General features: G+C 63.9%; 17 protein-coding genes, 1 tRNA gene and 1 pseudogene. 14 read left to right on the forward strand and 5 right to left on the reverse strand.

Annotated features, from left to right (window positions below):
* The first annotated feature begins 102 nt into the window (after nt 1–102).
* The 9 genes from C480_RS12795 to C480_RS24550 all read left to right on the forward strand — a co-directional run bounded on the left by C480_RS12795 (nt 103) and on the right by C480_RS24550 (nt 4,211).
* Nucleotides 103–187: transfer RNA gene (locus C480_RS12795), tRNA-Leu, on the forward strand.
* Nucleotides 188–363: 176 nt separating this feature from the next.
* Nucleotides 364–717: a 50S ribosomal protein L18e gene (locus C480_RS12800; RefSeq protein WP_006666035.1), complete on the forward strand. Its 354-nt coding sequence runs from the start codon at nt 364–366 to the stop codon at nt 715–717.
* A complete protein-coding gene (locus tag C480_RS12805; RefSeq protein WP_006666036.1) occupies nt 714–1,169 on the forward strand; it encodes a 50S ribosomal protein L13 in 456 nt (151 codons plus the stop codon). Before C480_RS12800 ends, C480_RS12805 begins: the two co-directional genes overlap by 4 nt.
* Nucleotides 1,163–1,561 (forward strand): 30S ribosomal protein S9, encoded by a 399-nt coding sequence (locus tag C480_RS12810; protein ID WP_006666037.1) that lies wholly within the window; start codon nt 1,163–1,165, stop codon nt 1,559–1,561. Before C480_RS12805 ends, C480_RS12810 begins: the two co-directional genes overlap by 7 nt.
* A 12-nt stretch (nt 1,562–1,573) precedes the next feature.
* A complete protein-coding gene (locus C480_RS12815; RefSeq protein ID WP_004213962.1) occupies nt 1,574–1,768 on the forward strand; it encodes a DNA-directed RNA polymerase subunit N in 195 nt (64 codons plus the stop codon).
* A gap of 2 nt (nt 1,769–1,770) precedes the next feature.
* Nucleotides 1,771–1,947, forward strand: coding sequence for a DNA-directed RNA polymerase subunit K (locus tag C480_RS12820; protein WP_006666038.1), 177 nt, complete (start codon nt 1,771–1,773; stop codon nt 1,945–1,947).
* A 3-nt stretch (nt 1,948–1,950) separates the two neighbouring features.
* Entirely contained in the window at nt 1,951–3,156 is a 1,206-nt protein-coding gene (gene eno, locus C480_RS12825; protein ID WP_006666039.1) for a phosphopyruvate hydratase, read from the forward strand.
* Nucleotides 3,153–3,962: a 30S ribosomal protein S2 gene (gene rpsB / locus C480_RS12830; RefSeq protein ID WP_006666040.1), complete on the forward strand. Its 810-nt coding sequence runs from the start codon at nt 3,153–3,155 to the stop codon at nt 3,960–3,962. Before eno ends, rpsB begins: the two co-directional genes overlap by 4 nt.
* 120 nt (nt 3,963–4,082) lie before the next feature.
* On the forward strand, nt 4,083–4,211 hold the full coding sequence (locus C480_RS24550; RefSeq protein WP_006666041.1) for a hypothetical protein: 129 nt from the start codon (nt 4,083–4,085) through the stop codon (nt 4,209–4,211).
* A 91-nt stretch (nt 4,212–4,302) separates the two neighbouring features.
* Here C480_RS24550 and C480_RS12835 read toward each other — a convergent pair whose 3' ends face one another.
* Together C480_RS12835 and C480_RS12840 are read right to left on the reverse strand one after the other, a co-directional pair.
* On the reverse strand, nt 4,303–4,485 hold the full coding sequence (locus C480_RS12835; RefSeq protein WP_006666042.1) for a hypothetical protein: 183 nt from the start codon (nt 4,483–4,485) through the stop codon (nt 4,303–4,305).
* A gap of 113 nt (nt 4,486–4,598) precedes the next feature.
* Nucleotides 4,599–5,522 (reverse strand): thiamine-phosphate synthase family protein, encoded by a 924-nt coding sequence (locus C480_RS12840; RefSeq protein WP_006666043.1) that lies wholly within the window; start codon nt 5,520–5,522, stop codon nt 4,599–4,601.
* A 106-nt stretch (nt 5,523–5,628) separates the two neighbouring features.
* On the opposite strand from C480_RS12840, the pseudogene mvk reads away from it, so the two are divergent.
* From mvk to idsA3, 4 genes and pseudogenes are all read left to right on the forward strand, one after another.
* Nucleotides 5,629–6,618: pseudogene (gene mvk, locus C480_RS12845) on the forward strand (mevalonate kinase); the annotation flags it as partial.
* Complete coding sequence (locus C480_RS12850) at nt 6,615–7,367, forward strand: isopentenyl phosphate kinase (RefSeq protein WP_006666045.1); 753 nt, start codon at nt 6,615–6,617, stop codon at nt 7,365–7,367. The pseudogene mvk and the gene C480_RS12850, both read left to right, overlap by 4 nt.
* 259 nt (nt 7,368–7,626) lie before the next feature.
* Nucleotides 7,627–8,979: a ribonuclease J gene (locus C480_RS12855; RefSeq protein WP_006666046.1), complete on the forward strand. Its 1,353-nt coding sequence runs from the start codon at nt 7,627–7,629 to the stop codon at nt 8,977–8,979.
* Between the two features lies 1 nt (nt 8,980).
* Complete coding sequence (gene idsA3 / locus C480_RS12860; RefSeq protein WP_006666047.1) at nt 8,981–10,030, forward strand: geranylfarnesyl diphosphate synthase; 1,050 nt, start codon at nt 8,981–8,983, stop codon at nt 10,028–10,030.
* 47 nt (nt 10,031–10,077) lie between these two features.
* Here the strand turns inward: idsA3 and C480_RS12865 are convergent, their stop codons facing one another.
* Nucleotides 10,078–10,584: a TspO/MBR family protein gene (locus tag C480_RS12865; RefSeq protein WP_006666048.1), complete on the reverse strand. Its 507-nt coding sequence runs from the start codon at nt 10,582–10,584 to the stop codon at nt 10,078–10,080.
* 147 nt (nt 10,585–10,731) lie between these two features.
* On the opposite strand from C480_RS12865, the gene C480_RS12870 reads away from it, so the two are divergent.
* A complete protein-coding gene (locus C480_RS12870; RefSeq protein WP_006666049.1) occupies nt 10,732–12,450 on the forward strand; it encodes a glutamate--tRNA ligase in 1,719 nt (572 codons plus the stop codon).
* A gap of 154 nt (nt 12,451–12,604) precedes the next feature.
* On the opposite strand, the gene C480_RS12875 is transcribed toward C480_RS12870, so the two are convergent.
* Complete coding sequence (locus tag C480_RS12875; RefSeq protein WP_006666050.1) at nt 12,605–13,258, reverse strand: plastocyanin/azurin family copper-binding protein; 654 nt, start codon at nt 13,256–13,258, stop codon at nt 12,605–12,607.
* 138 nt (nt 13,259–13,396) lie between these two features.
* Entirely contained in the window at nt 13,397–13,882 is a 486-nt protein-coding gene (locus tag C480_RS12880; RefSeq protein ID WP_006666051.1) for a DUF456 domain-containing protein, read from the reverse strand.
* Between the last annotated feature and the right edge of the window lie 8 nt (nt 13,883–13,890).

Below are 13,890 nucleotides of genomic sequence, written 5' to 3' on the forward strand. Positions count from 1 at the left end.
GACCGGCTGTCAGCGCCGCGAGCGACGAGACTGGCACCGGCTCGCGTATTCAAGCTGGAATCGAAAGGGGTTTGAAGGGGCGACGGATAGACGAGAGTGCGAGCAGGGATAGCCAAGTCAGGCCAACGGCGCAGCGTTCAGGGCGCTGTCTCGTAGGAGTCCGCAGGTTCAAATCCTGCTCCCTGCATCAGTTCTCGTCCGTCGACCGGTGTGTTGACGATCGCGATGCCAATGGCGATTACGATCGCTATCGTCATCGTCACCGTCACCGCAATCCCGGTCGACGATCTCTCGTATCGGAACTCGATTCCACTCGACACAGTACTCAATTCTGTGTCGATCTCGCAGATTTGGAGGAAACCAATGAGTAGCAAGACCAATCCGAGGCTCAACGATCTTATCGCCGAGCTGAAGTCGACGTCCCGAAAAGCGGACGCCGACGTCTGGCAGGACATTGCGGATCGTCTCGAAAAGCCCCGGCGCACCCACGCAGAGGTAAACCTGGGCCGTATCGAACGATACGCACGCGAAGAAGAGACCGTCGTCGTTCCCGGCAAGGTGCTGGGATCGGGCGCACTACAGAAGAACGTGACCGTCGCCGCCGTCGATTTCTCCTCGTCCGCAGAGACGAAGATCGACCAGGTCGGCGAGTCAGTACCGCTCGAGCACGTGCTCGAAGAAAACCCAGACGGCTCCGACGTACGGGTGATTCGATGAGTGCAAGTATCGCAGAGTTCGACGCAGATATCGTCGTCGACGCCCGCGACTGTATTCTCGGTCGTATCGCCAGCCAGGTCGCCCAGCGCGCCCTGGACGGCGACCGCGTCGCGATCGTCAACGCCGAAGACGCCGTGATCACCGGCGACAAGGAAGATATCTTCGGCACCTACCGCAAGCGGCTCCAGCTCAGCTCCGATAGCGGGCCGTACTACCCGAAACGGCCGGACACGATCTTCAAGCGCTCCGTTCGCGGCATGCTTCCGTACAAGAAGCCCCGCGGTCGCGAAGCGCTCGACAACGTCCGCGTCTACGTCGGCAATCCCTACGAAGACGATGACGAACTCGAGGCCGACATCCTCGAAGGAACGTCGCTGGACCGACTTTCGAACATTCGCTTCGTCCACCTGGGCGAAGTCTCAGACCAACTCGGTGCTAACGTTACATGGTAACCAATACGAGTGGCAAGAAGAAGACGGCCGTCGCCCGCGCAACCGTTCGCGAGGGCGAGGGTCGCGTCCGTATCAACTCGAAGCCAGTCGAACTGGTCGAACCCGAGATGTCCCGGCTCAAGATGCTAGAGCCGTTCCGCATCGCAGGCGACGACCTGCGTGACGGCGTGGACATCGAAGTCCACGTCGAGGGTGGCGGTATCAGCGGCCAGGCAGACGCCGTCCGCACCGCCATCGCACGCGGCATCGTCCAGCACGCGAACGACGCCGAACTCCGCGATGCGTTCATGGAGTTCGATCGCTCGCTGCTGGTCAACGACGTTCGACAGTCCGAACCAAAGAAGTGGGGCGGCCCGGGCGCTCGGGCGCGCTACCAGAAGTCCTACCGCTAAGGTGATTCAAGCATGATGGTACCGGTTCGGTGTTTCACCTGTGGCACGGTCGTCGGCGAACACTGGGAGGAGTTCGACGAACGAGCAAACGAGGGCGACGAGGACCCCGAGAAGGTCCTCGACGAACTCGGAGTCGACCGCTACTGCTGTCGGCGGATGCTCGTCAGTCACACTGACCTGGTTGACGTCGTCTCCCCCTATCAGTAACCATGCAACAACAGCACCACAATCGTTACGAGAAAGCCCGTATCCTCGGTGCGCGAGCGCTGCAGGTCTCCTACGGCGCGCCGGTGTTGATCGAGACCGAGCAGACCGAGCCGATCCTGATCGCCGCGGAGGAGTACGATGCCGGTGTCTTGCCGTTTACCGTCAAGCGAGGCGAGTAACCAATGACGCTCATCACCGACGTTCGACTCCGACGCGTGCTCGACTCGCGGGGCAATCCGACGGTCGAGGCGGACGTGCTCACCGAGAGCGGTGGGTTCGGTCGCGCTGCAGCGCCAAGCGGTGCCAGTACCGGCGAGTACGAAGCCGTCGAGCGACCGCCCGGCGAGGCAATCGCCGCTGCCCGTGAACACGCCGTTCCGCGGCTCGTGGGAGAGGCGTACGCCGGCAACCAGCGCGAGGTCGATGCACTGTTGCACGCCGCAGATGGCACTGACGACTTCTCGAAACTCGGCGCAAACAGCGCTGTCGCCATCTCGATGGCTGCTGCAAAGGCCGGGGCCGACGTGCTCGGTGCACCGCTGTTCCAGCATCTGGGTGGCACCTTCCGCGGCGAGAACTTCCCGATTCCACTCGGCAACGTCGTCGGCGGTGGCGAACACGCCGCCGACGCAACGGATATCCAGGAGTTCCTCGCGGCACCCGTCGGCGCACCGAGCGTCGAAGACGCCGTCTTCGCGAACGCAGCCGTCCACGCCGCTATCGCCGACCTACTCGCAGAACGCGATCACCCCTGCGGCAAGGGCGACGAAGGCGCGTGGGCCCCCTCGATCGACGATGAGGAGGCGTTCGAGATCGTCGACGAAGCGGTCTCGGCCGTCGAAGACGAAGTCGGTTTCGAGATCGGATTCGGGCTCGACGTCGCCGGCGCGGAGCTGTACGACGCCGACTCCGGAACCTACGAGTTCAGCGATACTACTCGCGACACGGACGAACAGATCGCGTACATCGCCGACCTCGTCGAAGAGTACGACCTCGTGTACGTCGAGGACCCGCTCGACGAGGACGACTACGAGGCCTTTGCCGACCTGACCGATCGAGTCGGCGACCAGACGCTGATCTGCGGCGACGATCTGTTCGTCACCAACACGGATCGCCTCCGCGAGGGAATCGAGCAGGACGCAGCCAACAGTATCCTGATCAAGCCGAACCAGATCGGCACGCTGACCGACGCCTTCGACGCGATCGAACTCGCGACCGCAAACGGCTACGATTCGGTCGTCTCGCACCGCTCGGGCGAAACGGAGGACACGACGATCGCACACCTCGCCGTCGCGACCGACGCTCCCTTCATCAAGACGGGTGCCGTCGGCGGCGAGCGAACCGCAAAGCTCAACGAGCTCATCAGAATCGCAGACGACGCGACATGACAGATAACGATACGACCCAGGAAGGGCTCGACGCTGCCGAAGAGGAGATCGAGGAGGAGCCAGCCGAGGGCGCTGGTCCCGCCGCAGATCCCGACGAGGAGGTCGAGCCAGTTGACGAACAGTCCGCCACCGCCGAGGCCGACGAGGCCGACGCCGCGGCAGAACCAACCGACGAGGAGGAAGCATCCGGCCCGACCCTCGACGACGACGTGATGTCCGACGAGGAGGCCGACCTGCTCATCCCCGTCGAGGACTACCTCGGCGCTGGCGTCCACATCGGGACCCAGCAAAAGACCAACGACATGGAGCGGTTCATCCACCGCGTCCGGACCGACGGACTCTACGTCCTCGACGTTTCGAAGACCGACAGCCGTATCCGCACGGCTGCGGACTTCCTCTCGAACTACAACCCGGAGCAGATCCTGGTCACGTCGAGCCGCCAGTACGGGCGCTTCCCGGCGGAGAAGTTCGCCGAAGCCGTGGGCGCTCGTGCTCGCACCGGCCGCTTCATCCCGGGCACGCTGACGAATCCGAAGTACGACGGCTACATCGAACCCGACGTTGTCGTTGTCACTGACCCGATCGGCGACGCCCAGGCCGTCAAGGAGGCCATCACGGTCGGTATTCCAGTCATCGCGATGTGTGACTCGAACAACCAAGTCAGCAACGTCGACCTCGTCGTTCCGACGAACAACAAGGGTCGAAAGGCCCTTTCGGTCGTCTACTGGCTGCTCGCAAACGAGGTTCTCGACCGCCGCGGTGCCGAGCCGTCCTACTCGCTCGAGGACTTCGAAAGCGGCGTCTAGATTCGGTTTTCGAATCGAACTGTTCCGTCTCAGTTTCCTTGCTTCTCACGCAGGTCGCGTCGAGTGTCTGTCTTCGAGCGAAGAAGTTAGGTGTGGCCCCCGACGAGTTCAGGTATACAGATGTCAGACTGGCTGTTTACCGCGGAAGAAGAGCGGCTTTCACCGGCCGTCGTGTTCGCAACGGCGGGGTTGATCGCGGTTTTCGCGCTGGGACTGGTCTATCGCGGGCTGGCGGTCGTGCTGTTCTGAGCACCCGGCAGTCGCAATTGCCGATCACGGACTGAGCCGGCAAGTGGCTGTACGCCAGTGATAGCGCCGAGATTCCACGAGTTCAGTTCGGTTACTGGGCGGGCTCCGTCTCGCGAAGACACTGCTCGTAGACGGTTCGAAGTCGAGAACCCATCGTCTCGACAGTGTAGTCCGTGAATGTCGTGCGGCCGTCGGCTGACTCGCCGGTTTCGAGGAGGGCTGCCAAGTGCGTTCGGAGGGCGGCGTCGTCGGAGGTGACGGCTGCGTTCGACACGTCTGTGAGGACTTCGCTTACTTCGCTTATTTCAATTATTTAGCTTTTTTCGTTCCAGAGCGCTTCCAGAGGCATAGCGGGCACGACAGAGACGACAGCGGTAGTCGCCAGTACTATGCCATCGCTTCGTCGAGCAGTTCCCCGATCAGAGCGGCCGCATCGTCGGCGCTCTCACCGAACACGTACGTCGCCGGTTCGATACCGAACGCGCCGCTGTGATAGGCGACTCGCGGCACGCCGCCTCGTTCCTCGAACCGCGTTCGGAGGTGCTCGCCGCGGTCCTCGTACTCCGCGCTGAACTCGAGCGGATCGAGTTCCATCTCGCGGGCAGCCTCGAGGATCGCATCGTCGGTCGCGATATTGATCGCGCCGCGAACGGCCGGGTCGATCGCACCCGCGGCGAGGACGGCGGTCGCGACGTGTTTCGACGCGCCGAACTCGGGATGTGCAGGGATTTCGATGCGCCCGCCCATGGCGTAGATACGTCCGGGGATGGCGGCGACATCGGTTTCGTCGCGCGCGTTCGGAAGCGCCATTCCGACGTTCGTGCCGACGTTCGGAATGCAGTCGACCATTCCCGGCGTTGCGGCGAGCGTTCGGGCGGCCGTTCGGACGGTTGCGAGCACGTCCCGCTCGGCGCTGACCTCGGGATCGAGGCCACGCACGCAGAGATCGCAGCCGAGGCCCCGGAGCGCGGGCATTTCCTCCTCGTGGAGTTCACAGATCGGGCCCCGGTCCTCGAGACTGCGGACGAGCGAGAGGAGTTCGGCGAGGGCGTCGTAGTCGTCCATCTCGCCGCTCGCGAGGCCGTCGGCGATGCGCTCGACCGTGGCGACGGTTTCCGGGTCGTCACGAAAGCGGTCGTCGCCGCCGCTCTCGCCGCTTACGTACTTGCTGACTGCGGCCTGGGTAACGCCGAGGTCGGCGGCGATTTCCTGTTGGGTCATCCCGCGCTCGGCGAGTTCGGCGGCGAGCATCGCCCGCACCGTCGGGAGGAATCGATCGACGACGAGTTCGCTGGGGAGCACGAGAGACATACGCCGGCGTTCGAACGACACCGGCTTAAGTCCGACTACAGGCGGCGACGTAGGGCTCGAACGATCTCGAGAGGATAGGTATTAATCGCCGTCGTACGAACGGCCGGATATGACAGTCTCGAGCGCCCCCGGGAAGGTCTATCTCTTCGGGGAGCACGCGGTCGTCTACGGCGAACCCGCCGTCCCGTGTGCGATCGAGGTGCGAGCACGGGTCGGCGTCGAACGCCGGGACGACAGCAAACTGCGAGTTCACGCCGAGGATCTCAGTCTGGACGGCTTTACGGTCGAGTACGGCGGCGGGGCCGACGAGCGGCCCGACGTCAACGCATCGGAGTCGCTGCTCATGGCCGCGACGCAGTACGTCGACAGCGCGATCGAGCAGGTTCGCGAGGTTACCGGCGAGGATGAAGTCGGCTTCGACGTGACGATCGAGAGCGACATCCCGCTCGGGGCGGGACTCGGCTCCTCCGCGGCGGTCGTCGTCGCGGCGATCGACGCCGGCACCCGCGCGCTCGGGACGACGCTCGAGCCGGCCGAGCTCGCCGAGCGCGCCTACCGAACCGAACACGAGGTCCAGGACGGCCAAGCGTCACGCGCGGACACGTTCTGTTCGGCGACGGGCGGCGCAGTCCGCGTCGAGGGCGACGACTGCCGATCGATCGACGCCCCCGATCTCCCCCTCGTGATCGGCTTCGACGGCGGCGCCGGCGAGACGGGTGAACTCGTTTCCGGCGTGCGCACCCTCCGCGAGGAGTACGAGTTCGCCGCGGACACGATCGGAGCGATCGGCGACATCGTTAGAAACGGAGAGGAGGCCCTCGCCGACGGCGACACCGCTGAACTCGGGCGACTCATGAACTTCAACCACGGGCTGCTCTCGGCGCTCGGCGTGTCCTCGCGCTCGCTCGAGACGATGGTCTGGGCGGCCCGCGACGCCGGGGCCCACGGCGCGAAGTTGACGGGTGCCGGCGGCGGCGGCTGTATCGTCGCCCTGGACCCGACCGAGGAAACCGAGACGGCCCTGTCGTTCACCCCGGGTTGCGAGGACGCCTTCCGCGCCGAACTCGCCGAGGAGGGGGTGCGCCGGATCGAATGATCGTCCTGAAACTCGGCGGCAGCGCGATCACCGACAAAGATCGGCCGGAAACGCTCGACGGGCAGTCGCTCGCAGCGGCGGCGGACGCGGTCGCGAGCGCGTTCGATTCGAACGGAGACAGCGCGGGCGACGAACTCGTCATCGTTCACGGCGGCGGCAGCTTCGGCCACCACAACGCGAGCGAACACGGCGTGACCACGACTGCGGGAAGCCGCGATCCGGCCGCCGTCCACGACATCCACGGCGCGATGACGACGCTGAACGAGTTCGTCCTGAGCCGCCTCCTCGAGCGCGACGTGCCGGCGGTGCCGGTGCATCCCTTCTCTGCGGCCCACCGCGATGCCGACGGCGAACTCGTGCTTCCGAGCGGGCAGGTCGAGGCGCTCGTCGGGGAGGGGTTCGTTCCGGTCCTCCACGGCGACCTCGTTGCCCACGTCGGCGAAGGCACGACCGTCGTCAGCGGCGACGAACTCGTCGCTGAACTCGCTTGCAGTCTCGATGCGGATCGGATCGGCCTCTGTTCGACGGTCCCCGGCGTTCTCGACGACGCGGATACGGTCGTCCCCGAAATCGGATCGTTCGACGCCGTCGCGGACGTGCTCGGCGAGAGCGAGTCGACCGACGTGACCGGTGGAATGGCCGCGAAGGTACGGGCGCTTCTCGAACTCGACGCCGAGGCGTCGATCTTCGGACTCGAGGGAATCGAGCGATTCCTCGCGGGTGAAAACCCGGGAACGACGGTTCAGTAAGGCTGTTCTGACCCGTCTTCTCGCCCCGATACCGGTGATGTGTAACCCACTGTGTTTTTAACACCCGGGCGTGTAGATGGGGATAGCGAAACCCGCGGGCAAGTGCGTCTCGGTGTGATTGGCCGGAGAACGCCGGCTAATCACGGGTTGCCGAGCGCATAGCGGGATGGCCGACGTGCTGTAAGACGCCGGGGCCGGATGAATCGAAGTCCGCGGACTGTTTCGATGAGAGTCATACGGACTTTCAGTGCTACGAACTATGGAAATCGAAATCGCAACAATTGGCGGCTACGAAGAAGTCGGACGGCAGATGACTGCCGTTCGCGCCGGTGACGACGTCGTTATCTTCGACATGGGACTGAACCTCTCGCAGGTTCTGATCCACGACAACGTCGAAACCGAGCGGATGCACAGTCTCGACCTGATCGACATGGGCGCAATCCCGGACGATCGGGTCATGAGCGACCTCGAAGGCGACGTTCAGGCCATCGTACCCACCCACGGCCACCTGGACCACATCGGTGCCATCTCGAAGTTGGCCCACCGGTACGACGCGCCGATCGTCGCCACGCCGTTTACGATCGAACTGGTCAAACAGCAGATCGAGAGCGAACAGAAATTCGGCGTTGAGAACGACCTGATCAAGATGGATCCGGGCGAGACGATGTCGATCGGCGACTCCGGCAAGGTCGATCTCGAGTTCGTCAACGTCACGCACTCGATCATCGACGCGATCAACCCGGTGCTTCACACGCCCGAAGGCGCGGTCGTCTACGGGCTGGACAAGCGCATGGACCACACGCCGGTGCTCGGCGATCCGATCGACATGGAACGGTTCCGCGAAATCGGTCGCGAGGGAGAAGGCGTTCTCTGTTACATCGAGGACTGTACGAACGCTGGCCGGAAGGGACGAACGCCCTCCGAGAACGTTGCGCGTGAACACCTTCGGGATACCCTCTACAGCATGGAGGACTACGACGGCGGGATCGTCGCGACGACGTTCTCGAGTCACATCGCCCGCGTGAAGAGCCTCGTCGAGTTCGCCGACGATATCGGTCGCCAGCCGGTCCTGCTCGGACGCTCGATGGAGAAGTACTCCGGCACCGCGGAGCGACTCGACTTCGTCGACTTCCCGACCGATCTGGGAATGTTCGGGCACCGCAAGTCCGTCGACCGCACCTTCAAGCGAATCATGAACGAGGGCAAGGAGAACTTCCTCCCCGTCGTCACCGGCCACCAGGGAGAGCCACGCGCGATGCTGACGCGAATGGCCCGCGGCGAGACGCCGTACGAACTGGACAACGGTGACAAGGTCGTCTTCTCGGCTCGCGTTATTCCGGAGCCGACCAACGAGGGCCAGCGCTACCAGGCCGAGAAGTTGCTCGGCATGCAGGGTGCCCGCATCTACGACGACATCCACGTCTCCGGCCACATGAACCAGGAAGGCCACTATCAGATGCTCGAGGCGCTCCAGCCGCAGAACATCATCCCTGCCCACCAGGACCTAGAGCACCTGGCAAAGTACATCGACCTCGCCGAGAACCAGGGATACCAGCTCGGTCGGGACCTCCACGCGACGCGCAACGGGAACCTTATCCAGCTTGTCGAGTGATATGACAACCCCCAAGGCACGTGAGGAGGCGGTACTCGAAGCGGTTCGAGAGCGCCGCGAACTGGTTAACGACGCGATTCCCGAGGAGTTGCCGATCCAGCGGCCAGAACGGCTCTACGAGGCCTCGCGATACCTCCTCGACGCGGGCGGGAAACGGTTGCGACCGACCGTCTTGCTCGCAACGGCCGAAGCGCTCGCGGATGTCGAGCCGTTGACGACTGATTATCGGACGTTCCCGACGCTGACCGGCGAGCCGATCGATCTCATGGACGCCGCCGTCAGCGTCGAGGTCATCCAGTCGTTTACGCTGATCCACGACGACATCATGGACGACGACGACCTCCGACGGGGCGTCCCCGCCGTCCACCGTGAGTACGACCTCGAGACGGCGATTCTGGCCGGCGACACGCTCTACTCGAAAGCCTTCGAGATCATGCTCGAGACGGGCGCGGACCCGTCCCGAATGGTCGACGCGCTCGACGTGCTCGCGACGACCTGTACGAAGATCTGCGAGGGCCAGGCGCTCGACGTAACCTTCGAAGAGCGCGACGCTATCGTCCCCGAGGAGTACCTCGAAATGGTCGAACAGAAGACCGCCGTCCTCTACGCCGCTTCCGCGTGTCTCCCGGCCATCCTCCAGGGTGCAGACCAGGAGACGATCGATGCCCTCTACGGCTACGGGCTCGACATCGGCCGCGCCTTCCAGATCCAGGACGACGTGCTCGATCTCACCGTCCCGAGCGACAAACTCGGCAAACAGCGCGGTAGCGACCTCGTCGAGGAGAAACAGACGCTCATCACCGTCCACGCCCGCGATCAGGGCGTCGCTATCGAGGACCTCGTCGACACCGAGGACGTCGACGCCGTCACCGAAGCCGAAATCGACGACGCCGTCGCCGAACTCGAGGCCGCCGGCTCGATCGACTACGCTAACACCACGGCACGCGACCTCGTCGATCAGGGGAAACGGCGACTCGAGGTTCTGCCGAACAACGAGGCCCGCGAGTTACTCTGTCAGCTCGCGGATTACCTGATCGAACGCGGCTACTGAACCGCCCGACCGGATCCGCGGCTTTTCGAACCGTCGGTACGCGACGATCAGCCGGCGGCGTAGATCGCGTAGTTGAGGGCGAACGCGAACGAGACCCAGCCGAGGTACGGCACGAGTAGCCCGGCCGCCAGCCGATCGAGGCGAGCGAACGCGACGAGCGTGCCGACCACCGCGATCCAGAGGGCGCCGATGACGACGAGGCCGAGGTCGGGTCGCCGGAGCCCGAAGAACACCGGCGTCCAGGCGAGATTCAACGCGAATTGGACGACGAAGGCCCCGAGCGCGAGGCCGAGGTCCCGACGGCGGTCGGACCCGAGTTCGCGGGTGCGGCGCCACGCGAGAAACAGGGCCACTCCCATCAGCGTGAACAGGAGCGTCCAGACGATCGGAAAGGCGATCTCCGGCGGATAGAACCACGGCCGATCAATCCAGCCCGTGTCGGAGCCGATGAACACCGCCGGTGACGCGCCGAGCGCGTTCACCCCCAGGACGAGTCCGAGCGCGACGAGGCCGTCCCGTATCGACGACGTTCCGGGTCGAGACATCGTGTCCATAGTTCTCGTTCGTCACGGACACGGGTAGCAGTTCCCCCGGATATTGAGCGGCCGCCAGTCGGCGGATCGACGATCCGCGGAACCGACGGCCGGTCCGACGGACCGACACCGCGAGGGTTTTGGTCCGGGCACCAATACCCCCGAGTAATGAACGACGATCTCCGCGAGCGCGTCGAGCGCGAAGCCGAGAAACACGCGCTGTTAAACGCCGTCAAACACGAAAGCGACGCCAACGTCGGTGCCGTGATGGGGCCGCTCATGGGCGACAACCCCGAGTTCAGAGCGCACGCAGACGACATCCCCGGCGTCATCGGCGGCGTCATCGGCCGGGTCAACGATCTCGCGTACGACGACAAACGCGAGCGCCTCGAAGAACTCGCGCCGGATGAACTCGCCGAACTCGAGGCGGAAGACGAGGAAGACGAACACGATCTGCCGTCCCTTCCTAACGTGGACGACGTTGACGAAGTCCGCATGCGGTGTGCGCCGAATCCGAACGGGCCCTGGCACGTCGGCCACGCGCGAATGCCGGCGGTCATCGGCACGTACCGCGATCGCTACGACGGCTGGTTCTGCGTCCGGTTCGACGACACGGACCCCGAGACGAAACGACCGGACCTCGACGCCTACGACGCGATTCTCGACGATCTCGACTACCTCGGGTTCGAACCCGACGACGTGTATCGAGCCAGCGACCGGCTCGAGACGTACTACCAGCACGCTCGCGACCTGATCGACATGGGCGGTGCCTACACCTGCTCCTGTTCGGGAGAGGCCTTCTCCGAACTGAAGAACGCGGGTGAGGCCTGTCCGCACCGCGACAAGGACGCCGACACCGTCCACGGGGAGTTCGAGGACATGGTCGCCGGCGAGTACGAGAGCGGCGAGATGGTGCTCCGGGTCAAAACCGATATCGAGCACAAAAACCCCGCCCTTCGCGACTGGGTCGCGTTCCGGATGATCGACACGCCACACCCCCGCGAGGAGGCAAGCGAGTACCGATGCTGGCCGATGCTCGACTTCCAGTCCGGAATCGACGATCACCTGCTCGGAATCACTCACATCATCCGTGGGATCGACCTGCAGGACTCCGCGAAACGCCAGCAGTTCGTCTACGACTACTTCGACTGGGAGTACCCCGAAGTCATCCACTGGGGCCACGTTCAGGTCGACGCCTACGACGTGAAGATGAGCACCTCGACGATTTCCGAACTGATCGACGAGGGCGAACTCGACGGCTGGGACGACCCGCGCGCGCCGACGCTCAAAAGCCTCCGCCGCCGGGGCATTCGCGGCGAGGCCATCGTCGACGCGATGGTCGAACTCGGCACCTCGACGAGCGACGTCGACCTCGCGATGAGCGCCATCTACGCGACCAACCGCGACCTCATCGACGACGAAACCGACCGTCGGTTCCTCGTCCGCAACGGCACTGAACTCGCACTCGGCGGCGAGCCGCCCGCAGAAGCCACTCCGCCGCTCCATCCGGATCACGAAGAGCGCGGCGTCCGAGAAATCCCCGTCGGCGACGCCGTCCTGCTCGAACCGGCTGACATCCCCGACGACGGAACGCGCGTCTGGCTCAAGGGACTCGGCTGCGTCGAGGCCACCGCGGACGGACTCGAGTTCACCGGCGCGGATATCGACGCGGTCCGCGAGGAGGGTGTCGATGTCGTCCACTGGGTCCCGGCGGCCGAGAGCGTCCCGGTTCGACTGCGAACGATTACGGGTGACGTGTCCGGGCAAGCGGAACCCGGCGTTGCTGAACTCGAATCGGACGAGATGGTGCAGTTCGAACGGGTTGGGTTCGCCCGAATCGATCACCGCGATGGCGACGAAACGGTAGCGTACTACACGCACGACTGATGTGACCGGACGGGTCACGATTCTCATCGAGACTGCGCCGGGGCGCTGGTGGATCGGAACGCCGGTCGAGCGCAGCTATCGACGAAAATGGTATCGCTTCGGTTGGGACGATCGTTCGGCGAGTTCGGGTGCAGGTACGGGTGCGACGGGAGCGTTATTCGTCGCTCTCGTTGCCGTTCCCCATGCTTTCGTTGCCGTTTTCGCTCTCGTTACCGTTCTCCATGCTTTCGTTGCCGTTCTCGGTTTCGTTACCGTTGCCGGTCTCGTTACCGTTTCCACCGCCGTTGCCGCCCGAACCCTGCTGTAAGTCGATCGTTCCGCGCATCTGGTTCTCGTGTGGGCGGCAGACGTATTCGGCCATCTCGCTCGTGACTTCCTCGATCTCGAGGGTCTGCGTTTCGCCTTCCTCGTTCATCTGCTCGGTGGAGAGGTCGTTGACGACCTCGTCGTTCTCGTCGACGATTTCGAGATTGTGATTGGCTCCGTCGCCGTTCTCCCAGGTGATCTCGTAGGACTCGCCTTCGAAGAGGACCAGCGAGGGGTTGGTCTCCCCCTCGATCGGGCTCGGCGAATTCCCTTCCCAACCGCTTGTCACACCGGTGAGTTCGATTTCGCTGACTCCTTCCCACTCGCTGACATCTGTGCCGCCGTTTCCGCCACCATTGCCGCCGCCGTTTCCGCCGCCGTTGCCGCCACCGTTTCCACCGCCGCCGCCGTTATCCGCACAACCCGCGAGAAGACCGGCCGCACCGACGGCACCGGATATCTTGAGGACCGTCCGCCGCGTCGTGGAATCGTTTTCTACCATGTCTCGCCCTACAACACCCACAAGTGTTAAATCAAATCCGGCACACTGATGACTATCTCAGTTTTTTAGACCATATATGGTTGTATTTTTGGACGTTCAATCACGTCTCGAAGAGTCTCAGAAACGACCGTCTGTCACTCACAGAACGACAACCGCGATGAGAAAGCCACAGAGAATCGACACCGTCAACAACACCTGGATCGCCGTCGAGGCCAGAATACCGACTGTCGCGTAGATCGCTGATTGCGTGCTCCGGTCTAGATCCCCGACTCGCAGATACTCCACGGCGAAGACAGTACCGAATAACCCGAGCAGTAAGCCGAGCGGACCAGTCACAACCATCAACACGACCCCGACCACAGCAGCGAGCCCGGTCGTCACCCAGGAGGCACCGCCCGCTCGCGCTGCGATCGACCCCGCAAAGAGTTCGACAAACAGCGTCACCAGTCCAAGGATCGTGAGGACGGCAAGCGCAATCGGTCCCGGCGCTGTGAATCCGGAGAGCCACCAGTAGAGATACACGCCAGACAGTGAGAGCGCCCCTCCCGGGACGAGCGGCATCACCGTTCCAAGGACACCGCCGAGGAGCACCGCGACCGCAAGCACGAGTCCCGCATCTACCATACGACACC

This window comes from Natrialba aegyptia DSM 13077 (assembly GCF_000337535.1).
In the GTDB taxonomy this organism is placed as follows: Archaea; Halobacteriota; Halobacteria; order Halobacteriales; family Natrialbaceae; genus Natrialba; species Natrialba aegyptia.